Origin of the sequence: Glutamicibacter ardleyensis, assembly GCF_014644555.1 — a bacterium.
Lineage (GTDB): Bacteria > Actinomycetota > Actinomycetes > Actinomycetales > Micrococcaceae > Glutamicibacter > Glutamicibacter bergerei.
On sequence record NZ_BMKX01000012.1, the window covers coordinates 64506 to 85069 of the forward strand.

Below are 20564 nucleotides of genomic sequence, written 5' to 3' on the forward strand. Positions count from 1 at the left end.
AAATTATACGCTATGAACAAGCCAAGAGAGGAATCGACTCAGATGAGCAACACGATGAAGTCCTACATCTACGCCAGCGCAGGTGGTCCGGAGGTGCTTGAAAGCCAAACTCGCCCTATTCCAGAGCCCGCTGACCACGAGGTATTGATCAAGGTGGCCGCGTTCGGATTGAACCGTGCTGATGTGCAGCAACGCAAGGGTGTGTACCCGCCGCCTCCAGGGGAAAGCGATATTCCAGGACTCGAAGTTTCAGGCGTTATCGCTAGGGTCGGAAAGCAAGTTACCGGGTTCGCAGAAGGTGACCACGTGGCGGCACTGTTGGCCAGCGGCGGATATGCCCAGTACGTCAGCGTGGATGCATCCCACTTACTGGATATTCCAGAACAGCTGGACTTAGTCGAAGCGGCCGGACTGCCTGAAGTGGCTTCCACTGTTGTTTCAAATATTTTCCTTGAAGGCCAGCTCCAAGCAGGCGAAACGTTGCTGATTCACGGTGGCTCCGGAGGTATTGGTTCGATGGCCATTCAATTAGCTAAGGATGCCGGGGCGACGGTGATCGTCACCGCCTCCTCAGAAGAGAAGATCGACTATTGCAAATCGTTGGGTGCCGACGAGGGGATCAATTATCGCGAAGAAGACGTACTTCAACGAATTCGCGAACTGACCGATGCAAAGGGAGCAGACCTCATTCTTGACGTGGTGGGAGCCAAATACTTGGCGATGAACCTCAAGGCGCTCGCCGTCGGTGGGCGCCTTGTAATCATCGGATTGCAAGGTGGAGCAAAGGCCGAGCTGGACCTGGGCACGTTGATGGGTAAGCGAGCTCGGGTTATTGGTACGACACTTCGTGCCCGCCCGGCAGCGGAAAAGACCGCAATAGTTGCCGAAACCGCGCAACGTATCGCACCGCTTTTGGGCTCGGGGAAACTACACCTGAACGTCACCAAAAAATTCGATTTTGAGGATCTGATCTCGGCGCATGAATATTTTGATTCGGGAACGCATGTGGGAAAAATTGTAGTTAGGGCTTGATTTACTAGTGCCCTCTTCGCGTAAAGTGACCCTGTGGTAGTACCACGTGACTCGTTCCACAGGGGCTGGTCATCAACATCACTTGAAACTTTCCGAGGAGGCTGCTCTTAGTGAGTACCCAACAAGCACTTCCGCCATCTGGTGTGGACCCAGAAGTCGCCGAACGCGAGGATAAGCGTTGGACTCCGTTGCGTATCGCAATCTGGGTTGTCATCGCTTTGATTGGCGCCGTGGCCTGGTCCATGCTGGCCTTTTCCCGTGGCGAGACTATCAACGCGATCTGGTTTGTGTTCGCTGCCGTAGCAACCTATCTCATTGCCTACCGCTTCTACGCGAAATACATTGAGCGCAAGATTGCTAAGCCAGATGACTTCCGGGCCACGCCGGGCGAATACATGAACAACGGTCGAGACTTTATCCCAACCGACCGTCGGGTGCTGTTCGGGCACCACTTCGCAGCGATCGCCGGAGCCGGGCCGCTGGTCGGTCCGATCCTCGCTGCCCAGATGGGTTACCTGCCGGGAACCATCTGGATCATCTTGGGTGTTATTCTTGCCGGTGCCGTCCAGGACTATCTGGTCTTGTTCTTCTCCATGCGTCGTGGAGGACGTTCGCTGGGGCAGATGGCTCGCGAAGAGTTGGGACTAATTGGTGGTACCGCGGCACTGATTGCGACTCTGGCTATCATGATCATCATCGTGGCGATTTTGGCTCTGGTGGTTGTGAACGCGCTGGGTGAATCGGCTTGGGGCGTCTACTCCGTGGGTCTAACGATCCCCATCGCCCTCTTCATGGGCATCTACCTGCGCTTTATACGCCCAGGCAAGATCCTAGAGATTTCGCTTATCGGTTTTGCCTTGCTGATGTTTGCCATCGTCTCGGGTCGCTGGATCGCCGAATCGGCTTGGGGAGCAGAATTCTTCCACCTAGAACGCACCACCATCGCGTGGGCGATCATCATTTACGGTGTGATCGCGGCCGTGCTACCGGTCTGGTTGCTGCTTGCTCCGCGTGACTACCTCTCGACCTTCATGAAGATCGGCGTCATCGGTCTGTTAGCCGCGGCCATCATCGTGGTCCGACCAGAGATCGACGTTCCGGCATTCTCCGAGTACGCCTCGCGTTCTGACGGCCCGGTAGTATCGGGCTCCTTGTTCCCATTCTTGTTTGTCACCATCGCCTGTGGTGCGCTCTCCGGCTTCCATGCGCTTATCGCTTCGGGAACCACCCCGAAACTGGTCCAGAAGGAACGCCAAACCCGCTTTCTCGGTTACGGTGGCATGCTCATGGAATCGATGGTGGCCATCATGGCGCTGGTCGCCGCGATCTCTATTGACCGTGGAATTTACTTCGCCATGAACTCCTCGGCTGCGGCTACCGGTGGCACCGTAGAAACTGCTGTCGCGTTCGTGAACTCCTTGGGTCTGGCAGGTGTCGACTTGATTCCAAGCCAGCTGACCGAACTCGCAGCAAATGTGGGCGAACCATCGGTGGTATCGCGCACCGGTGGCGCGCCAACGCTCGCCGTGGGCATTGCCGTGATCATGAATCAGTGGTTCGGTGGCGTGTCCATGATGGGGTTCTGGTACCACTTCGCCATCATGTTTGAAGCACTATTCATTTTGACCGCTGTAGATGCGGGCACACGTGTAGCTCGCTTCATGCTGCAAGACACTATCGGTAACTTCATCCCTAAGTTCAAGGACACTTCGTGGCGGCCCGGAGCCTGGTTATGTACGTTAATAATGGTGGCCGGGTGGGGGTATATTCTCATCCTCGGAGTGACTGACCCGCTGGGAGGAATCAATACGTTCTTCCCACTGTTCGGTATCGCTAACCAGTTGCTCGCTGCGATCGCCTTGGCCGTGGTGATGACGATTGTTGCCAAGCGTGGCAACTTCAAGCACCTCTGGGTCATTGTGCTGCCGCTGGTCTTCACCGTCGTGGTTACCTTTATTGCCTCATGGCAAAAGATTTTCTCCCCGGATACCAAGGTGGGTTACTTCTCCAACCACAATGCGTTCAAGGACGCCTTAGCTAATGGAGAAACCTCCTTCGGCTCGGCGAAGAACATCGAAGCCATGGAAGCCGTTGTGTATAACACCGGAGTTCAAGGCTGGCTTTCGGTCATCTTCCTGGTCCTCACGGTGATCGTGATCGCCGCTGCCGTTGTTGAAACTATCAAGGCTAAGAAGCGAGGCGGTGGAGTGAATACCGAGGATCCATATGTAGATTCAAAGATCTTCGCACCGCAGGGGATCATTTCCTCGCCGGCAGAAAAGGCTCTTGAAGCTCAGTGGAAAAACGTTGCTCCAGAGCAGAACGTAAATCGTGGTGGGCACTAGCATGCTCGGACTTCGCGCAAGGCTGGATCAGGTGGCGCGCTTTATGGAAGGTGTGATGGGTGCTGACAAGTATCGGCAGTATCTTGAGCATCTAGCTAAAACCCATCCGGACGCTGAACCGATGTCGGAACGTGAGTTTTGGGTTGACTACACCGACTGGCAAGAGAACAACCCGCAAGGGCGTTGCTGCTAACCGGTAAGTCGCTTCAGTCAAGGAGCCTTGGAATTCGAAATAATTCGAATTCCAAGGCTCCTTTGGTGTTATGCGATGCCACAGACCGGGGAAGATTTGGCGGTGGCCGGTAGTCTGGTATTAGTTTATTTGGTAGCGACCTAGCAAAAAGAGTGTGATGGGTTTTTTCTCGCGTTTACGCGATCAACGTGCAATTAGCCGTGATCTTGGGCAAGGTGTCTGGCGCCGTGCCCACGATAGGTTTGTGCGCTCCTTGGACCGTGTTTTTCAGGTTCTAGAAGGAATCGAAGACAACGACTTGTACAACGAAGTTGTTGTGCGCGCTAATGAACTAGCCGACTTGCTCCCGCAGGTGCGCCAGCTTTGCATCGATTCGCAGAAGCTGACTCCCAGCGAAGATGAGCACATCCCGCAGGCGACATCTCAAGTACACCGAGCACTGACAAAGTCAGCCAATGACTTGGCGACCACTGCGCAGGTGATTGCGATGATGCGCATGCAAGCTAAAGATGGCGAAGAAACTAATCTGAAGCCTGTTGAGCACAGGGCCCAAATCGTTAAAGATGATGTTTCGCAGGCGGCTAAATTGCTTGCTGACGTTAAGTAAAAGGGAAAATCGTGGTGCCGGTCACCAGTCCATCCAGATTCATGCACTAAATTAGTTGCATGATCCAAACTGTTCCACAAACTAATTTCCATGATGGTAACTGCATCGACCAGATCGGCTACGGCGTCTGGAAGGTCGCAGACGCTGAGGCTGAAGTCGCGGTAGGTAAGGCATTGAATGCCGGATACCGACATATTGACACCGCACGTATCTACGGAAACGAAGAAGGCGTCGGACGGGCTATTGCTAGCAGTGGCATTCCGCGTAGTGAAATCTTCGTAACTACCAAAGTCTGGAACTCTGATCAGGGTTACGACAAAACGATCGCCGCAGCCGAGGCTTCTCTAGAGCGGTTGGGCTTGGACTATGTCGATCTATATCTGATTCACTGGTTGCAGCCGCAGCGTGGCACCTACGTGGACACCTGGAAGGCGCTGATCCAGCTTCAGAAGGACGACAAAGCTACCTCGATCGGCGTCTGCAACTTCACCGTTGAGGCGTTAGAAGAACTCTACGAGCAGACCGGAGTACGTCCGGTGATAAACCAGGTGGAAACCCACCCGTACTTCCCACAGACCGAACTACGTGTGTACGAAGCTAAGCATGGCATCGCGCACGAGTCATGGTCTCCTCTAGGCCATGGCGGGGAATTGCTAACGGACCCAGTCATTGTTGAGATCGCGGAAAAGCATCAAGCCAGCGCAGCGCAGGTAGTAATCGCTTGGCACCTGGCCGTGGGTAACGTAGTGATTCCTAAGTCGGTCACCGATTCACGGATCATCGAGAACTTCGAAGCGATTGAGCTGAAGCTTGATGACGAGGATCTTGCAGCGATCAACGGCTTAGATCGAGGTGCAGAGGGTCGTATCGCAGCGGACCCCGCTGTTTCTGATTTCGAGTAATTCCTAGTCTGTCCCAACTTAAGCCAAGGCCTGAACTTCGCTCAGAAGCTTAGGCCTTGGGTTATTCGTTGAACGGTCATGCGGGCGTTTCTAGACCCAAACCTCGGCGCTTCCAGCGTGGCGACATCATCAAGTCAGCAGTCATCGCCCGAATCCGATATCGGATTAACTATGTAGGGCCGCGAATCACCCACGTTGAATCGAAGCCTATTTTGAGGCGTATAGCATAGAGATGGATTATGATTAATCTAATCAAACATGCTTATTCGAAAGTGACGAGTTGATAAATAAAAAACCAGGCAACGATACTTTAATCTATTTTTGGCTAATGATTGTGCTCAGCGTGATCGGATTCCTATTGCAAGCCATTGGCCTACAGCGGTCGTATCAGGACGGCGGGAGCAATATTCTGGCGCTTTCAGGCTTCGAAATCGCCGGATATGGCTGTTTCTTAGTCTCCTTCATTTTTGGAATCGTTGTCACACACAAAATCATCGCCATGATGATCCATTTGGTGCATGCGCGAAGTCGCTAAGCGAAGAAGAAAACGAAAAACCCCGGAACCACGTGTTTTACACGGTTCCGGGGTTTTTCTTCAGCCGAGCCCCCTGGCGGATTTGAACCGCCGACCTGCTCTTTACGAGACAAAGGATGACGATATCTAAGGGGGTCTGTAGGGATTATTTGGCCTAGTGATTGGCCTGTGAGGACTCACCGGCGCTTGAGTTCCGATGGCTACCCAGTAGTGTGTGCACACATTCGTGCACACAAGGGAGCCCCGCTTCAACTCACCAAATGACAGGATGCGCAATTGGGTAGGATCAGTTCATGAGTTCCGTGCCCAGGCCTGAAACTGATCCCTTAGAAGTGGATAGTAGCCGCAGAATTTACAAAATGTTTGAACGGATTGATGGTTTGGCGGAAAAGCATGAATCGAGCTTCAAACCTGAATCTGGATCGCGCTTAGATTTCGACAATCAACGGGCTCCTACGAGACCAATATCGGACTATGCACACGCTCAACTTTCCGTGGCAACTGACTGTCTCCAATCTTTGAAACGCATGATTTTGCGAGAACAAGACAAAGCCGTCGATATGCATTTGGGCCCGTTCGCTCACTATGCGCTGATCCGCAATGCCCTTGACTCATTGGCTATTGTCATTTGGTTGATGGAGCCAGAGAGCAGCACAGGGCGGCTCAAACGCCTCTTGCGTATTGAGTGCAACGAGGTGGAACTTGCTTCCAAGCATTACCAGTCGGTGGGTATCAGGGCATGGAAACAAACAAAGGAACAGAAACTCGAACGAATAAGAGAAATCGCTGTTGAAGCAGGCATCGAAAATTGGGATCCAGTTACTGACAAATTGTCTACGACCACCAAAATATTGGGTGAAATCGACCGGCTGCGTAGTAAGTCTTCTCGCGTGTCGTGGCTGTCATATTGGCAACTGGCTAGTGGTTATGCTCACGGCAAGCGTTGGGCGGTCCTTGCCTCAGGCGAACTCACCGAGCAAGAAGGTACAGCTACAAAGCATGGCGCGACTTTTGTTGTGACCGCAAGCTATCAATTCCTGGACTTACTGTTGGCAGAAACTCTGGACATGCTGAATATTGCGATGATCCGATACGAGGCACTTTGCCGTGGGAAGTAACTGCTAGGTGTTATCGATTCGGCCAAAATGTACGGACGTTATGTCCGTGGAGGTTGGTAGGCTTGTCGTATCGAGGCATGAGGGCCGCACAGTACAACTGTGCGGCCCTCTAAATGTCTAGCTACCATGGGCTAGTGCGAAGATGAGTCTACTTTTACTTTGAGGGAAGCTATTTATCTACGGGATAGACATCGTGATTGGCGTCAAACCAAACAATATGGAATATTGCTCCGATTCGAAAGCCCCAGAGTCGTTTCGTTCCCGAGAGTCTAAATCTGAAGATTGAGTCAGGGGCGTCATCGCCGTGCAATTTTTGAATCCGAGCTTGCGCGGACTTATGGAGTATGCTCACATCCATGGAATGGTGCTTTTTGTGGCGTTTCTGACCACCAGTGCGTTCCGCCTCAATCTCTTTCCATGACTTTTGAGAAAAGTCGCTGAGACAGTCGAGCAAATCTTTCCAGATTTCCTTATCTGGTCCCCATTCCCAAGCGCACCCATGAGGTTTTCCCACTTCAAGATCAATCATCTCGGAACTAAATTGGAACCGTGATTCTTCATACTTAGTAACTTCGTCGAATGACCGTTGATTCGGTACTGACTTGTTTGTGTGCGCAGCAGGGGCATTGCCGCGAATTTTTTTATTCTTGGCCGAGGACATGCGTAATAATGCCTAGGCGTTGGCTAATGCAGAAAAGAAGTCTTGCATGGAATCGGTAGAAACTTCTTTTTGGCTTGAAGCGCCAACAGGTAGTCCTTCACGAGCTTCAAGCCACGGGCGCTCAGAATGCGTTAAGTCTGAAAGCTGTTGACCGGTCAATTTCCCGTAATGCTCAAGCACTGCATCGATAGTATCAACTTCATCTGAGCTTAGGGCGGATGGGTCGCCGTGAGTCCAGCTGCTGACCGTGTACGTGCCTCGGTGAAGGTCGAACAAATCGTAGACGACTGGTCCGTTTGCCCACGCCTGAATCTTAGAATCGAATAGAGGTTCTTCGTCCCAAGCCAGCGACCAGCCTTGAGAGTAGTAGCAGAGCTTCTGCAATTTCATCGTAGTTATTGGATTCTTGAAATATTCAAGAATGTAGGCCGCTACATCATGTACGTTCGCCACTGTTTCCACCTCCCGGCGGTTGTCAAGTAAATACAATAGTTATCCACAGTCGCTGTGGATATTTCTGTTGATATTAAAAGTTTACGCTAGCTTGTCAAACCGACAAGTGGATATTGCATACCCGAGAATGGTCAAAAATCGACTAGCTCATGCCTCAGTATGCTTTTTCGTGAGCGATTTCTTATACCGGGGTTGCTGCCCTTCTCGATTCTGCTTCTACGCCTCGTATTGGTTGCCGTTTAGGAACAATTCAATTGAGGACTCGCGTATTTTCCACTTGCCGCCCCTGTTGGGCGAGGGCATTTTCAGACCTATCAGTTCACCTCGGCGCAACAGCCTACGCACCGTCTCCGGGTGGCTGCGCAACCGCTCAGCGGCCTCGTTCACATCTAAAAGCTGGTCCTTGCTCATGTTGCCCTCCATGGGTTGTCGGTTGATGCGTGTCACTGTATTGAGCGCAACAGACAATATGGACGATGGGGCCATTCAGTCGGTATATACCTGTTCAATGACTTGTAGCGCTAACTCGTAGCGCAGCCAGTGAAAGGGCTTTAATGATGGCGCTAATCATGATCGACAAATGCCCAACGTGCAAGGGCGATAACATCCGTTTGAAGCGGTCCCGAGAGCAGTCCAGTGCCGGCGGAGAAATGGAATGGTACTGCTCGAACTGCCACAGGGTGGTGCATGACGGTGGACGTAAATAGCCCCAGTGATCAGATGAACTGGTGACAAGAACCGCCGCATCCTAAGTGATTGCGGCGGTTCTTGTGTGCTCTATGTAGTAAATGAAACTGATGAGCCTATTTTCGACTGGCGAATTACTTGATCACAGTTTCAGCCCCATGAGCCACGGTTCTGCTCCGGAGTAGTTTTTCCTGCTCGGTTCCATCAACTCATAGCCTCGTTCGTTATAGAACTCGTATAGTCCTGGCGTGAATCCATGCGCTCCATCACCGGCTTCGGGCATAACAATTGAGTAGCGAACGTCCGCGGATTTGCCTTGGGCCTCGGCGAAGGACAAAAGCTGGCTTCCCACACCGTGTCTGCGACTGCTTGGTGAAACAAATACTTCCACAATGTATAGCCAGTTTTCAGTGCTGTCCTCGTATGTAGCAAGAACATCGGGGTTACAGGGTTTTATTTTGTAGCTGATCCAACCTACGATCTGCTCATCAACTGTGGCGACTACGTCTAACGTATCTCGGGGGTACGAATGCTCAAGATATCTTGCTTCGGTTGGGCGCCATTCTTGGATTAGGTCAGCGACGTAGAAGTTGTCATCAGAATTCATGTCACGAACTTTAACTATGGATCGGTTCATAGGCTAAGCGTATTCATGATTCATTGACTCAATAAATCAGTCTCCCGGGGCAATGCCACACCGGGAGACTGGAAGCGATGAGCGGGACTTGAACCCGCGACCTGGACCGTATCAAGATCCTGCTCTATCCATCTGAGCTACCACCGGTCGGTGGCCCATCTCTGAGCCGACAAAATAAGCCTACTACAACAAAAATGATGTGTTGCTTTGGTGACTCACTTTGGGAAAACATTGCGTCTGGGCAGTGGCCGCAACCCTTCGTATCGAGCAAGACGTTGCCTGTAGCGCATGGCATGCTCGCGCCAGTACTCGGCCTCGCTGTCTAACGGCCCTACATGACAGAACTGACCGCACCGAAGGATAGCCCCGCGCCGGTTTGCATCGAATCTGTTTCACGCTCAGGTTTAGGTGAGTAGTTTCCACTCACCTGCAAGTCATCGCGTATCGTTGATTGGTTCTTGCCCACAATCGGCGCGATAGCCCTGGTAGACATGCCCGCCCCTAAATGAAAATTCCCCCTAACCCGTGAAGGCCAGAGGGAATTTCAGGAGTCAGCACGGTTACGGCTGGTTAGGGATTGCCTTTCGAATATAAAGTAACCGCCATTTTGCTTCTCCTGGCGCTGGAAGGTCATCGCAATTTCTACGGAACTGCTCGCCCCCATCGTTCGGCACTTGCCTTGTTGCAGCCCGCCGTGACGTTCACGCCAAAGGGGCGCTAAGCCCCATAGATTTAACTGCTCCGAGGTTAAGACAAGGCCAGTCGAGCAACGCCCGGCTAAGCCAAAACTAACCCCTCACATCGACTCACAGGGCTCCCGGAAAATGAGGCTGAAAATGCCCTCAAACATCACAAACGCCTAAAAGGGCATTTTTCATAAAGTTTGCTGACTTGGGAAAACTCACGGAGGGATATTTCGCTATGCCAGAGGGGCTAGCTTTTGGCGGCCTTCTAACCCCCTCCCCCCTCCCCCTACTTCTGGGTTGGCAATGGCCAGCCTTCGAGTGTGAAGTCTGGCCGTTACGGTTGCGGTTGCGGGTCAGTATGCGCTCCTGCTGACGGCTCGGTCGGGCTGGTATGGCTCGGGCTTCTCGGCTTCGGCCTCTGAGTTGAGCTCTGCGAGTGCTTTGGCCTCGGCTTCGCGGTGTTCGGTATATTCTTGCCCGTGCGTTGCTTTGTGCCAGTCGGTAGCCGTTGGGAACCATAGGGAATGACCTTGACCTAGGACTGTTGCCCACCATTGGAGCGAGTCAGTGCGAATTGTTCCTACGAAGCCTGGCAATGTCATGTAGGCGGCTGAGTCGGTGAATGTTTCTTCGTTGTAGAGCATTCCGCGTAGCTCACAGGCGGCGTGTAAGGTTTCGGCAATGTAGGCGTGCTTTTTGATGGTTTCGGCGTGCTGGTAGTCTTCGGCGTTCACTGCAATGTCTATGTTCCACTGCTTGCCGGGGTGAGCTTGAATTAGCTTTGAGAGTTCAGCGAGGGCGGGGAAGAATAATTTGTCTCCGATTTGGCGAGTGATGTTGTCGGCGTTGTCGTTTACTGCCTGAATAAAGTTTGAGCGGGATAGTTCTTCGATGCGCTGAGGGAGCGCGTGGTATGTCTGGCCCCATGCCACGTATCGCATTAGGTGTTCTTCGGGGTCTTCTCCGTTGATTACGGCCTGAGCTGCATTGTCGAGGTGCTGGCCGTGGTTTTCGGCGCCTAATTCGCTAGCACGCTTTTTAGCGTCGGTAACAGTAGCAATGAGCCCGTTGAGCAAAACTTGTGGGGCGTCTAAGTTGTGTTTGTTTAGCGCCCGGCTGATGTTGCGAAGGATGCGCGGAAGATTGTAGTTGTAGCCGGGTAGTGTGCCTTCGCCTGTGCTGGCGTTGATGGTGTAGTTGCGCATTGGAATTCTCTTTTCGGTTGTTGGGGTTGTTGGGGTGGGGGTTGGTGTGGTTTTGCCGGTGAAGTCTGGGTTGGTCATTTTGGTGTCTTTCAGATGGTGTGGTGGTTGTTTTCGGCGCGGGCACTGAAAAATAGCGGGCGGTGTGGCGCGACGCGTTGAGCGAATTTGATCATGTTGTTGGTGTCTTCGAAGCTGTCGAGCATTTCGGCGTCTTCGCTGTCGAGGTCGTAGAGGTGGGTTAGCTTGCGCCGGAGTTTTTCGCGTATTTCTTGCTCTGGTTGGTTTTCGGTTTGCTCTGTCATTTGGCGTCCTCTGGGCATAAGAAAACGCCCTAGTTTCGTTTCTAAGGCGTTGGGTTTTAGTAGGTGGATAAGTGAGCGTTTGGAGGCCGTTAGGCGTTCCTAGCCCGCCCGCTAGTCTGCTGGTGTTGCCGGTAATGGTTCCTCTGTCGCGCCGGTCGCGTCCGTGAGCTGATGGGCGGGTTGCATTGGACATTCGACGGGCTGTAGTCGCCCTGGCGCGGGCTCTGGTAGCTTGTCCGCAGCGTCTACCAAATCGTTCGCAAAACTGTATGCTTCGGATTTGGTGAGGTGCGCGGCGATGCCTTGCCCGCAGATTAGGGATAGGCCGTCGATTTTCTGGCCTTCGTCATCCCACGAGCGGTGCAGGATATGGCCGATGTAGGGGCGGCGATTGTTTGCCATTTATTTTTCTCCTTCGCAGTCGTGCGCCTGGACTCGCGTCTCTAGGCTGATGCAACGCCCGCGCCAATATTCGATTTGGCTCGTGAGGTGGGTTACTTGCTCTTGCAAAGCGGTTGCGTGCGCGAGCTCAGGCCATGTTTCGAGTTGGCGGGGCGTGTAGCCATAGGTCATTTGACGGTGTCCTTTTCGTCTGGTTTTTCGGTTTGGGGTAGTTCGATGAAGTAGCCAGCCCCGTTGATTCCTTCTATGGTTCGGTTCCGGCATGGGGCGCTGCTGTGAGCCTTAGGGCTGCCCTGGTCGTTTTCAGTCCAAGGGTGATTATGTTCTTCGGCGCAGTAGGGGCAATGAATGATCACATGAAGATTTCCTTGAGCGTCAAGGTATCCATCTTTCACGTAGGCCGTTCGGGGCGCTTTGAGCATGGCTTACACTCCGGCGCTGGCGGTGAGTTTCGCGGGAATGACGATGTTGTAGCCGGGGTTCGAAGTATTCAGACCACAATGAGCGACGCGATGCCTGCTGGTTCGCTGATGCTGTCAACGCCGTGCGTGTGTGTCTTTGGGCAGTGTGGACAATCCACTTCGATGACAAAGAATCCGCGGTAGGTTTGATTCGGCCATGCGTCGATAGCAGTTGCATTCGGTATTGAGTTTTTATCGGTCATACTCGGCGGTCACCGCCGTTAGCCAGCCATTCGGCATGTTGTGCCTCGGTGAATAGCTCACCTGGCGAAGCGCCCCGGCGGATATATCCAGCTTCGGGTTCGAAGATTTCAGCGAACCAACCGGAGGGTAACCACTGACGTGCCATATCTGGATCCGAGCAAACCGCGTAAGTCATCTTTTCGGCGTATCGCTTCGACATGCCGTGTTCAGCACGAAAGTACGCCTTGATTTCAGGGCGAGACTTTGGTGTCTTGATGACTGCCGGTGTTTCCTTAGCTGAGCAATCGCTCAAAGGACGGGTTAGGGTGTTGGCTCTCAAGCTGTCGCACCGACGTAGGGGCGAAGTATTGAAGCAATGCGTGATGCTTGCTCACTGGTGAGTGGCGGAGCGGTTGCTACAACGCGAGCAACGTATTTTTCGAGCTCTGTCTCTGAATGTTTGTAAGCCATGTTGCTAATCCGCCTGTTCTAAGTGGTCTGCGAGGTGGTGGAGGTCGGAGCAGATAGGCCGTGAGGTTTGGCCTTGGGCTGTGTGGTCTGCAGCCTGTCGTAGTAGCTTGATTACTGCGGTGCGGTCATAGGGGTCGATCACGCTGATTTCACCTTTTCGAGTTCGATCATTTTTTGAAGGTAAGCCATTTGCTTTTGGCGGTTTTGTTCTTCGGATAAATTTTGAGATTCATCATTCAAATCAAAAATTTCGTTATCCCCTCGTAAGGTTGCGTTTGGACGAAACGCCGATGATTTCTTGATTGATTGATTACTTGATTCATGAGTACTTACATAAGTACTTGGGGTACGGTTCAACCGACCTGTTTCGACGCTTGAACCGACTTGTTCTGAGCTTGAACCGACCTGTTCCGCGCTTGAACCGACTTGTTCTAGGGTTTCTACGGTTGGAACATGTCCGCTTGAACCGAATCGTTCTGAAAGATCAGGTGTGCTTGAACCGACCTGTTCTAGTAGGTTTTCCACATTCCATGTTTGGCGGTCATCCCAAATATTTACGTTCCACTCCTCGCGGTAAGACTCGGCTAGGCCTTCGGGGGCTGTGAGACGAAACTCTGAGGCCTTCGCGCTACGCCCGTAGCTAGAGCCGTTGCTCACTTTGTGGATAAGTCCAACCTCCTGCAACATTTGCAAGCCGTCGATTACTGAATCTTTCGCCAGTCCTGCGCGTAGTTCGATGCGCTTATTGCCGGGGTGAATGCGCGTGCCGGTTTCGAGGTCTGCCCATGTAGCCAGGGCGAAGGCAACTAGCTTCGCGCTAGTGCGGGGCTTGAACTTGCAACGGCCTAGAATGCGTTCCCAGTCGAAGCGCCCCACAGGTACGAGCGGGCCGAGCGGGTGATCAGCGTTCAACCGTTCGGCGCTGAGAGTGATTTCTTTACGCTGAGCCACATTCGCCCCTTTCTGATGCGTCGGTAATGATGTTCCTTCGGTGTTAGTTGAGCCCGGCGGGCACAAGCCGGTAAAGCGTGAGCGTTGCCCGTAACCCTGAGAGCTTGGCGCGCTCTACGGCCTTTTCTGCGGGCGCGAGTGACAGATAAACCCGGCGACGGTGACGCGGGGGCACATGTTCGCCCTGGCATTCAACTACGACGGCATAAACACCGTTCATGGTCGGCAGTTCGGCCGGTTCCGGCGGGTTAGAAATCACTAGGGGCTCCGAGAGATTGGGCGATGAATTGAGGGGCGGCTACGAGAGCTAGAAAAGTAGCTGAGTAGAACGCCGTCCGAACCGTGAGCTGGATTGTCCTACGCATTGTTTACGCCGTCTTCCGAAGCGAAGCCGAGGGAAACGAAAGCATTCCAAACCGTATTTACCGGGATTTCGAGGTCAAGAGCCCAGAAACAGATTTTCTGGACAGTCGTATTCTCAGACGCGCCCCGCAGGATAATTTCGGCGTGCAATTCATCTTCGGAATAGTTGGACTCTTTGAATTCGGGCACATCCGGTTCGGTAGCCAACGGTGCAAGGCGTGAAACATGCACGGGCTGAACGGCGATGCCCTTGCCGTCAAGATGAACGGTCACGCGGTTCGAACCGCGTTTGAAACCGGATGAATTGACTACTGTTGCGGGGCTGAGCTTGTCGTTATCGTCTGCAACGGTTACGCGATTGCCGGGGGTAAACTGAGTCATAACTGATTCCTTTTCTGAGTGAATTTCGGTTGCGACCGTGACGGCGGACTTTGGCGAGTGTCCGTCACGGTCTTTTTCTTTGGGCTTTTCCGCTTTGCACCTGTAGCAGGTGTCTCGTTCGCCGTCTTCCCCCACAAACGTGTGAGCGGTGCAAGGCGCGAACGGGAACAAGTACGGCATTAGCTGACGCCCTTCTCCTGTGAGGTTTCGCCGTTCACATATGCGTCAAGCGCACGGCGACTAACAAGAAAGCGCGTGCCAATCTGCAAGACGCCGGGCAGTTCGCCACTGCGCGCCCATTCGTAAGCCTTGGCCTTGCCAATGCCGAGAATGGTTGCAGCCTGTGGAACAGAGTAAGTCTTGCGAGTGGTGGGATATGTGGTCATGCTTTCCTCCTGAGGTTTCATTTTAGATTTTGAATCTCAAAATCTCACAGCCCTAGTCTTGCTCATGAAAGCCGTTCGTGTCAATATGAAACCTAGGGAACTTTTTGAAACCAACTAGGGAGTAAATATGGCCGATCGCTACATTCACGCTGAAACGGATTTGGCTAACTACATAAGAGAACTGCGAGAAGACCGAGAGTGGACATATAGTGATCTGTCAAAACGGATGCTCGAAGTCGGGTGTCCGATAGATAAGAGCTCGCTTCAAAAGATTGAAAAGGGGCAACCTCGAAGGAAAATTGCAGTCAATGAATTGGTTGCATTTTCACGAGTATTTAACGAGCCTGTTTCATCGCTTCTAGAGCCAGATGCGGGGCTAGAAAACGTCCTGGCATGGAACGATCTAATGCACGCCGAATCGTTGAATGAAATTATTCATACCGCGACAGCGAGTTATAACGGCATTGTGGCTCGGCTTCGGAAAATTGCAGAGGAAGATACAGCATTCAAAGAGCAGGTGCTAGGGCGCTATGAACAACATCGTTCTATTGCCCTAGAAAAAGCTAAGCGTGAGGGGGAGTGGCTGGGGTGGTCATTTGACACAGAGGAAGACCTTCAAGGTTACCTAGCCGTGTATTACGTGAGCAATGGCATCACTAACACGGCTCGCGACGTCTTGGGGATTACTCGCGAATTTGGAGTTGATGACCTTGGCGAATGATATTTATCGGCGCTGCGGTTGCCGGAACACTGAGGGCAAGCAATACCGGGCACTTCCGGCGCGCCCTGATACCGAAGACCGGGAGCGCGGGTGCCCCAAAATGCCAGACCCCAAACATGGCACATGGGGCTTCTACATTGCCGCCGGTACAGACCCGCGCACGGGCAAACGCAAGCAACACCGTAAGGCCGGTTTTCCGACTGAGAAGGCGGCGCGAGTTGCACGCAATAAGGTTGCCGCAACAATAGACAACGGCACTTATACGGCGCCGAATAAGATCACAGTTGAGCAGTACTTGGCCGAGTGGTTACCGCGACGTGAGCGCACGGGCAAGGGCTTGAAACCGACTACGGTAAGTAACTACCGCCGGTACATCGAGAATGACCTCACGGGCTCGACGGTTGGTGTGGTGAAGATTAGCGAGCTACGCCGTGACCATGTGCAACGTTACGTTGATCAACTCATGGATGACGGGCGCGGAGCGGAGACTATTCACCGAATTGTTGCTGTGCTGAAAACTGCGTTCAAGTACGCCGTGCGTGATGGTTTTATGGGCGCGAACGTCGCCAATGATATTGACCTGCCAACCGTCGAGCGTAAGCCAATTACGGTATGGGAAGTCAAAGACCTACAACAATTCTTCAACGAAGCAGCTAAGCACCGTCTTGGCGATCTTTTCCAACTGGTGGCACGCACGGCGCTACGCCGTGGTGAGGTGCTGGGTCTGCGCTGGGGTGACGTCGATTTTGTTGAAGCGAAGCTGAATATCAAACATTCACGGGTGGAAGTCCGCGGGGTTGCCGTGGAGCAAGAAAGCGTAAAGACCGACGCGTCAAAGTCATCTGTAGAACTGGATCCGGCTGCAGTCGATGCGCTGATGCGGTGGAAGATTCGCCAGGATACCGAGCGCGAGATGTACGGGGATTTATGGGAAGGCGTAGGCCACGTTTTCACTATGCCGAACGGTTCGCCGTTAAATCCGTCCTACGTGACCAAGCTCTTTACCAAACTACGTAAGGCAGCGGGCACGCCTTCACTCACGTTGCATGGGCTCCGGCATGAGCACGCTGCTCTCATGGCGCAAGCGGGAATTGACGTGATGATTATTTCCAAGCGTCTGCGTCACTCAAACATCGCGGTAACGAGTAATTTCTATGGTCATCTTATGCCGAATGTTTCACGCAATGCAGCGTCTAAGGTGTCACAGCTGATGGATGCAGAAAACACCGACGTTCACACATTGCACACACAAGGCCAGTTTTTGGGTACAAAAAACGCCCTTGCCGAAACCGTAAACGATTCTGACAAGGGCGTTCAGCCGAGCCCCCTGGCGGATTTGAACCGCCGACCTGCTCTTTACGAGGGAGCTGCTCTACCCCTGAGCTAAGGAGGCCGATACCTGTAAACAGGCACCTCGTAACTTTATCTGAGTACGTCGGAGATCGTCAAAACGAGTCCTGGCTGTGAAGCTGAGATGCTCAGCATTGAGTTCCCTCTTTGGGTGCTTTGCCGTCGATGAGGTAGCTCTCCACTGCATGGTCAATGCAGTCGTTAGAACGACCGTAGGCAGTGTGCCCATGCCCTTCATAAGTTAACAAGGTGGCATTAGATAGCTGGTCGGCAAGCGATTGCGACCACTTGTAAGGGGTGGCAGGATCCTCGGTGGTACCGACGACAAGAATTTTATCTGAGCCCTTTGCCTCAAGCTTCTGAGGAGTACCAGTTGCTGGGTATTCCCATTCCTTGCAATTTAGTGCGTAGTAGGAAAAATATTTTCCAAGTGTTGGGGCGACGCGCATAAGCTCAGTAGCCTGTGCCTGCATGGTCTCGGGATCCGAATCCATGGGCCGGTCAAGGCAATTGATTGCAACGAAGGCTTCATCCGCGTTTGAGGTGTACACCCCATCTTGGTCCCGGCTGCTGGAAAGGTCTGAAAAGTACAGAATCGGGTCAACGTTGCCGGACATGGCTTCGGTCATGGCGGTGCTCAGCATTGGCCAGCTGGAGTTGTCGTAGAGCGGAATGATGAACCCATTGACGAAGTCGATGATGGGAACAGTTCGTCCATCGCTGGATACTAGCGGCTCATTCTCAATCTGAGCAAAGAAGAGCTGCAACTGCATCTTGGCTTCTTCAAGCGTTCCGTCGAAGGGGCATTGCTCGCCGTCCAAACAACTTTGAAGCCAGGCATCGATTTCCCCTTCAAAGCCAATTGCTTGCTCTTTATCTAGCTCTGCCGTGGTAATCGTGGGATCCATCGCGCCGTCTAGAACTAAACTACCCACGCGTTGCGGAAAGAGATCTGCGTAGGTAGCACCAAGGAATGTGCCGTAAGAAAAGCCTAGATAATCTAGTTTTTCGTTCCCCAACACTGCGCGAATGATATCTAGATCCTTGGCTGCGGAGACGGTATCTACATGTCCAAGGAGGTCGCCAGTATTTTGTGCGCAGTCCTTGGCATAATCTTTACTCTGCTCAACGAGCTCTTCGCGGTCTTCGGGAACCCATGCTCGCAAATTCTCTTGCCGGCTCTGGTCTTTCTCCTCATCCGTTTCGCACTGAACCGGGGAGCTTTCGCCCACTCCTCGAGGATCGAACCCGACAGTGTTAAATTCGCGCTTTACCTTGTCGCTAAAAATGTAGGGTGCTGTTTCGGTAAGCATCTCCATCCCAGATATGCCTGGGCCACCCGGATTAATCAGAAGATTTCGCTTTGCACCCTCGGATACGCGCCGGTTGAGCGCTAGATCAATGTTTTGATCCTCGGGGTTGGCGTAGTCCAATGGGACCTGAACCGTAGCGCACTCGACGCCGTTTTCGCAGGGCTCCCACTGGATGTCCTGCTCGTAGTACGTGACCAAGTCGCCTTGGACTTCCGGAGAAGCGCTAGGTTGATTCTGAGATACCGATGAATCGGGCGTGCTGTTAGTCGGCTCGCCTCCGACACAGGAAACCAAGGCGAGGGATAAGACCGCGCCGGCGGACGCTAAGCGGAGCAATGAAGAACGTGCAGGCACTGTTGCGTCTCCTGATTAGAAGGAATGTGAGAAATGAGTGGTGGCAGGACTATCGGCGTCCCGGTTTAGGGAGCAACCGAGCCATCAGGGCCTCCAGCGCAATAAGCTGATTAACGTTGGCCGCCAGTCGCTGCCTGGTTTCGTTAATGGCGTCCAGCTGAGCCAAGGTCTTTTCGCTGCGTTGGGAAGCAGCATAAGGCTCTAGCTTGTCGCGCAGATGCTCGTTGATTAACTCAATCCCCGAATGTAGTTGCAAGCTGAGCACATCTCGGAAGAAAGTGGTCAAATCTATCAGCGTCCGGTCAAGGGCATCAAAAGTGGCACGCCTGGCGAAACGCTTGGCGTTTTCTTCCAAAGATTTAAACTGGCCACGTAATCCAGGTGGAATATGTTCCTCTTCACCTAGCCCATTTGCATGGCGTAACTCTGCTATTTGTGCGTTGAGTTGCGAACCGGTCATTGCCTCGGCTTGTTCACTAGCCAGAGTCGAGATTTCCGCGGCGGCCGCCATTGCTTGCGGAAGGGTAGAAAGTCGCAGCGGCAGCGTGACAACCTTTTCGCGGCGCTCGCGAGCTTTTTCATCGCGAGCCAATAGCCGCGCTACGCCGATATGCGATTGTGAAACACGAGCCGCAAACTGTGCCATCTGCGGGTCTAAACCGTCACGTCGAACTAAGAGGTCTGCCACGTCGGTGGCGGAGGGCACCGACAGATTAACTGCTCGGCAGCGAGAACGAATGGTGACCAGCACGTCAGCAGGCGAGGGGGCGCAGAGAATCCAGATCATCATTGCTGGTGGTTCTTCAATGGCCTTCAACAAAACATTGGTCGTTCGTTCAGTCATCCGGTCGGCATCTTCAATGATGATGATGCGCCACTTACCTTTTCCTGCGCGTTCTTGGGCGCGAGTAATCAAATGGCGAACATCTTCGATTTGATATGCGACCTTATTCGTCGACACAAAGGACACATCAGGGTGGTTGCCTGCCATTACCTGCTTGCAGGCTTCGCACTGACCGCACCCTGCTGGAGTTTGGGTGCATTGCAATGCCGCAGCGAACGCCCGCGCCGCGGTGGTTCGTCCGGAGCCCGGCGGGCCGGTCACCAGCCATGCATGAGTCGGGTTTCCTTGATCTACTTCAGCTATCAGTGAGTCGGCCACTCGCTGTTGGCCGGCGAGCTCGGCAAAGACCGGCCGGCTCACAACAAGCCTGCAAGGTGCGTAGTTATTTGCTCTTGGAGCTGCGCAATGCCGCCGGTGGCATCAATAACCAAGTAGCGCTGCGGGTCTTTCGCTGCCAGTTCGAAGAATGCGTTGCGGATACGCTCATGAAATTCATCTGGCTCGGCTTCTAGTCGATCGGCCTGCTCCACGCCGTCGGTAGCTGCGATCCGCCGGGCGCGGCCATCAGCAGCGGAAATATCCAAGATGATCGTGACATCTGGCTTCAGCCCGGAGGTCGCAAAATCGTTGATGGAGGCGACGGCATCAAAGCCTAACGCCCGTCCCATGCCTTGGTAGGCCAATGAGGAATCGACAAAGCGATCGCAGATGACATGAGTCCCGGATTCTAGCTTTGGTTTAATGAACTGTTGTACGTGAGCCGCGCGCGCAGCGGCATACATCAGCGCTTCGGTCCGCGAATCAATCTCGCCGTGACCATGCTCAAGCACTAAAGAACGTAACTTCTCACCGATTTGGGTGCCGCCGGGCTCCCGTGTGGTGGCCACGCGGGAGCCACGATTTTCCAACCACTGGCGGGTCATGTCCACTTGAGTGGATTTGCCGGCACCGTCGCCGCCTTCAAAGACGATGAACAGGCCACGCTGGGATGCAGTCGAATCGATACTCACCCCTCTACCCT

General features: G+C 53.2%; 23 protein-coding genes, 2 tRNA genes and 1 pseudogene. 8 read left to right on the plus strand and 18 right to left on the minus strand.

From position 1 onward, the window contains the following. Positions 1-54: 54 nt before the first annotated feature. The 6 genes from IEX04_RS17200 (at position 55) to IEX04_RS17225 (ending at position 6732) form a co-directional block, all read left to right on the plus strand. Positions 55-1032, plus strand: coding sequence for an NAD(P)H-quinone oxidoreductase (locus IEX04_RS17200; protein ID WP_096256220.1), 978 nt, complete (start codon positions 55-57; stop codon positions 1030-1032). A 110-nt stretch (positions 1033-1142) separates the two neighbouring features. Then, positions 1143-3377 (plus strand): carbon starvation CstA family protein, encoded by a 2235-nt coding sequence (locus tag IEX04_RS17205; protein ID WP_229677219.1) that lies wholly within the window; start codon positions 1143-1145, stop codon positions 3375-3377. Next, positions 3364-3570, plus strand: a complete 207-nt coding sequence (locus IEX04_RS17210) for a YbdD/YjiX family protein (protein ID WP_308422436.1) — start codon at positions 3364-3366, stop codon at positions 3568-3570. The genes IEX04_RS17205 and IEX04_RS17210 overlap by 14 nt, the downstream gene beginning before the upstream one ends. A gap of 157 nt (positions 3571-3727) precedes the next feature. Then, the gene (locus IEX04_RS17215; protein WP_096256204.1) at positions 3728-4177 is read left to right on the plus strand and encodes a hypothetical protein; all 450 of its coding nucleotides are present in this window, start codon (positions 3728-3730) and stop codon (positions 4175-4177) included. Positions 4178-4236: 59 nt separating this feature from the next. Next, a complete protein-coding gene (locus IEX04_RS17220) occupies positions 4237-5079 on the plus strand; it encodes an aldo/keto reductase (protein WP_188687328.1) in 843 nt (280 codons plus the stop codon). Between the two features lie 828 nt (positions 5080-5907). After that, positions 5908-6732: a hypothetical protein gene (locus IEX04_RS17225; RefSeq protein ID WP_188687329.1), complete on the plus strand. Its 825-nt coding sequence runs from the start codon at positions 5908-5910 to the stop codon at positions 6730-6732. Positions 6733-6901: 169 nt separating this feature from the next. Here the strand turns inward: IEX04_RS17225 and IEX04_RS17230 are convergent, their stop codons facing one another. From IEX04_RS17230 to IEX04_RS17295, 14 genes are all read right to left on the minus strand, one after another. Next, positions 6902-7393 (minus strand): hypothetical protein, encoded by a 492-nt coding sequence (locus tag IEX04_RS17230; RefSeq protein WP_188687330.1) that lies wholly within the window; start codon positions 7391-7393, stop codon positions 6902-6904. Between the two features lie 12 nt (positions 7394-7405). Beyond that, positions 7406-7846 carry a Panacea domain-containing protein gene (locus IEX04_RS17235; protein WP_188687331.1) on the minus strand — a complete coding sequence of 147 codons (441 nt, stop codon included), beginning with the start codon at positions 7844-7846 and terminating at the stop codon, positions 7406-7408. 216 nt (positions 7847-8062) lie between these two features. Next, on the minus strand, positions 8063-8257 hold the full coding sequence (locus IEX04_RS17240; RefSeq protein ID WP_188687332.1) for a helix-turn-helix domain-containing protein: 195 nt from the start codon (positions 8255-8257) through the stop codon (positions 8063-8065). A gap of 418 nt (positions 8258-8675) precedes the next feature. Next, on the minus strand, positions 8676-9140 hold the full coding sequence (locus IEX04_RS17245; protein WP_188687333.1) for a GNAT family N-acetyltransferase: 465 nt from the start codon (positions 9138-9140) through the stop codon (positions 8676-8678). A 103-nt stretch (positions 9141-9243) separates the two neighbouring features. Continuing rightward, positions 9244-9316: transfer RNA gene (locus IEX04_RS17250), tRNA-Ile, on the minus strand. Between the two features lie 185 nt (positions 9317-9501). Then, positions 9502-9663 carry a hypothetical protein gene (locus tag IEX04_RS17255; RefSeq protein ID WP_188687334.1) on the minus strand — a complete coding sequence of 54 codons (162 nt, stop codon included), beginning with the start codon at positions 9661-9663 and terminating at the stop codon, positions 9502-9504. 546 nt (positions 9664-10209) lie between these two features. Beyond that, positions 10210-11139, minus strand: coding sequence for a hypothetical protein (locus tag IEX04_RS17260; RefSeq protein ID WP_188687335.1), 930 nt, complete (start codon positions 11137-11139; stop codon positions 10210-10212). An 11-nt stretch (positions 11140-11150) separates the two neighbouring features. Then, positions 11151-11363, minus strand: a complete 213-nt coding sequence (locus IEX04_RS17265) for a hypothetical protein (protein ID WP_188687336.1) — start codon at positions 11361-11363, stop codon at positions 11151-11153. 111 nt (positions 11364-11474) lie between these two features. Further along, complete coding sequence (locus IEX04_RS17270; protein ID WP_188687337.1) at positions 11475-11765, minus strand: hypothetical protein; 291 nt, start codon at positions 11763-11765, stop codon at positions 11475-11477. Between the two features lie 660 nt (positions 11766-12425). After that, on the minus strand, positions 12426-12629 hold the full coding sequence (locus IEX04_RS17275; RefSeq protein WP_188687338.1) for a hypothetical protein: 204 nt from the start codon (positions 12627-12629) through the stop codon (positions 12426-12428). A gap of 389 nt (positions 12630-13018) precedes the next feature. Next, positions 13019-13792 (minus strand): hypothetical protein, encoded by a 774-nt coding sequence (locus tag IEX04_RS17280; protein WP_188687339.1) that lies wholly within the window; start codon positions 13790-13792, stop codon positions 13019-13021. Between the two features lie 82 nt (positions 13793-13874). Further along, the gene (locus tag IEX04_RS17285; protein WP_188687340.1) at positions 13875-14090 is read right to left on the minus strand and encodes a hypothetical protein; all 216 of its coding nucleotides are present in this window, start codon (positions 14088-14090) and stop codon (positions 13875-13877) included. Between the two features lie 98 nt (positions 14091-14188). Next, positions 14189-14755, minus strand: a complete 567-nt coding sequence (locus IEX04_RS17290; RefSeq protein ID WP_188687341.1) for a hypothetical protein — start codon at positions 14753-14755, stop codon at positions 14189-14191. After that, positions 14755-14961 carry a helix-turn-helix domain-containing protein gene (locus IEX04_RS17295; RefSeq protein ID WP_188687342.1) on the minus strand — a complete coding sequence of 69 codons (207 nt, stop codon included), beginning with the start codon at positions 14959-14961 and terminating at the stop codon, positions 14755-14757. The genes IEX04_RS17290 and IEX04_RS17295 overlap by 1 nt, the downstream gene beginning before the upstream one ends. A gap of 127 nt (positions 14962-15088) precedes the next feature. Here IEX04_RS17295 and IEX04_RS17300 point away from each other — a divergent pair, with 127 nt between their 5' ends. Both IEX04_RS17300 and IEX04_RS19175 read left to right on the plus strand, forming a co-directional pair. Further along, a complete protein-coding gene (locus IEX04_RS17300; protein ID WP_188687343.1) occupies positions 15089-15682 on the plus strand; it encodes a helix-turn-helix domain-containing protein in 594 nt (197 codons plus the stop codon). A gap of 100 nt (positions 15683-15782) precedes the next feature. Beyond that, a pseudogene (locus IEX04_RS19175) lies at positions 15783-16835 on the plus strand (tyrosine-type recombinase/integrase); the annotation flags it as partial. Positions 16836-17003: 168 nt separating this feature from the next. On the opposite strand, the gene IEX04_RS17315 reads toward IEX04_RS19175, so the two are convergent. From IEX04_RS17315 to tmk, 4 genes are all read right to left on the minus strand, one after another. Beyond that, positions 17004-17075, minus strand: a tRNA-Thr gene (locus IEX04_RS17315). 85 nt (positions 17076-17160) lie between these two features. Further along, the gene (locus IEX04_RS17320) at positions 17161-18699 is read right to left on the minus strand and encodes an alpha/beta hydrolase (protein ID WP_229677220.1); all 1539 of its coding nucleotides are present in this window, start codon (positions 18697-18699) and stop codon (positions 17161-17163) included. A 49-nt stretch (positions 18700-18748) separates the two neighbouring features. Next, positions 18749-19903: a DNA polymerase III subunit delta' gene (locus IEX04_RS17325; RefSeq protein ID WP_096256201.1), complete on the minus strand. Its 1155-nt coding sequence runs from the start codon at positions 19901-19903 to the stop codon at positions 18749-18751. Then, positions 19900-20553 carry a dTMP kinase gene (gene tmk, locus IEX04_RS17330; RefSeq protein ID WP_096256200.1) on the minus strand — a complete coding sequence of 218 codons (654 nt, stop codon included), beginning with the start codon at positions 20551-20553 and terminating at the stop codon, positions 19900-19902. The genes IEX04_RS17325 and tmk overlap by 4 nt, the downstream gene beginning before the upstream one ends. Between the last annotated feature and the right edge of the window lie 11 nt (positions 20554-20564).

What these genes read in the sequence shown, in the direction of transcription:
- IEX04_RS17260 (WP_188687335.1), bottom strand. Translation starts at nt 11,139, where the DNA reads ATGACCAACCCAGACTTCACCGGCAAAACCACACCAACCCCCACCCCA.
- IEX04_RS17220 (WP_188687328.1), top strand. Translation starts at nt 4,237, where the DNA reads ATGATCCAAACTGTTCCACAAACTAATTTCCATGATGGTAACTGCATC.
- IEX04_RS17230 (WP_188687330.1), bottom strand. Translation starts at nt 7,393, where the DNA reads ATGTCCTCGGCCAAGAATAAAAAAATTCGCGGCAATGCCCCTGCTGCG.
- IEX04_RS17275 (WP_188687338.1), bottom strand. Translation starts at nt 12,629, where the DNA reads ATGTCGAAGCGATACGCCGAAAAGATGACTTACGCGGTTTGCTCGGAT.
- IEX04_RS17240 (WP_188687332.1), bottom strand. Translation starts at nt 8,257, where the DNA reads ATGAGCAAGGACCAGCTTTTAGATGTGAACGAGGCCGCTGAGCGGTTG.
- IEX04_RS17225 (WP_188687329.1), top strand. Translation starts at nt 5,908, where the DNA reads ATGAGTTCCGTGCCCAGGCCTGAAACTGATCCCTTAGAAGTGGATAGT.
- IEX04_RS17245 (WP_188687333.1), bottom strand. Translation starts at nt 9,140, where the DNA reads ATGAATTCTGATGACAACTTCTACGTCGCTGACCTAATCCAAGAATGG.
- IEX04_RS17300 (WP_188687343.1), top strand. Translation starts at nt 15,089, where the DNA reads ATGGCCGATCGCTACATTCACGCTGAAACGGATTTGGCTAACTACATA.
- IEX04_RS17265 (WP_188687336.1), bottom strand. Translation starts at nt 11,363, where the DNA reads ATGACAGAGCAAACCGAAAACCAACCAGAGCAAGAAATACGCGAAAAA.
- IEX04_RS17200 (WP_096256220.1), top strand. Translation starts at nt 55, where the DNA reads ATGAAGTCCTACATCTACGCCAGCGCAGGTGGTCCGGAGGTGCTTGAA.
- IEX04_RS17290 (WP_188687341.1), bottom strand. Translation starts at nt 14,755, where the DNA reads ATGCCGTACTTGTTCCCGTTCGCGCCTTGCACCGCTCACACGTTTGTG.
- IEX04_RS17215 (WP_096256204.1), top strand. Translation starts at nt 3,728, where the DNA reads ATGGGTTTTTTCTCGCGTTTACGCGATCAACGTGCAATTAGCCGTGAT.
- IEX04_RS17270 (WP_188687337.1), bottom strand. Translation starts at nt 11,765, where the DNA reads ATGGCAAACAATCGCCGCCCCTACATCGGCCATATCCTGCACCGCTCG.
- IEX04_RS17295 (WP_188687342.1), bottom strand. Translation starts at nt 14,961, where the DNA reads ATGACCACATATCCCACCACTCGCAAGACTTACTCTGTTCCACAGGCT.
- IEX04_RS17255 (WP_188687334.1), bottom strand. Translation starts at nt 9,663, where the DNA reads ATGTCTACCAGGGCTATCGCGCCGATTGTGGGCAAGAACCAATCAACG.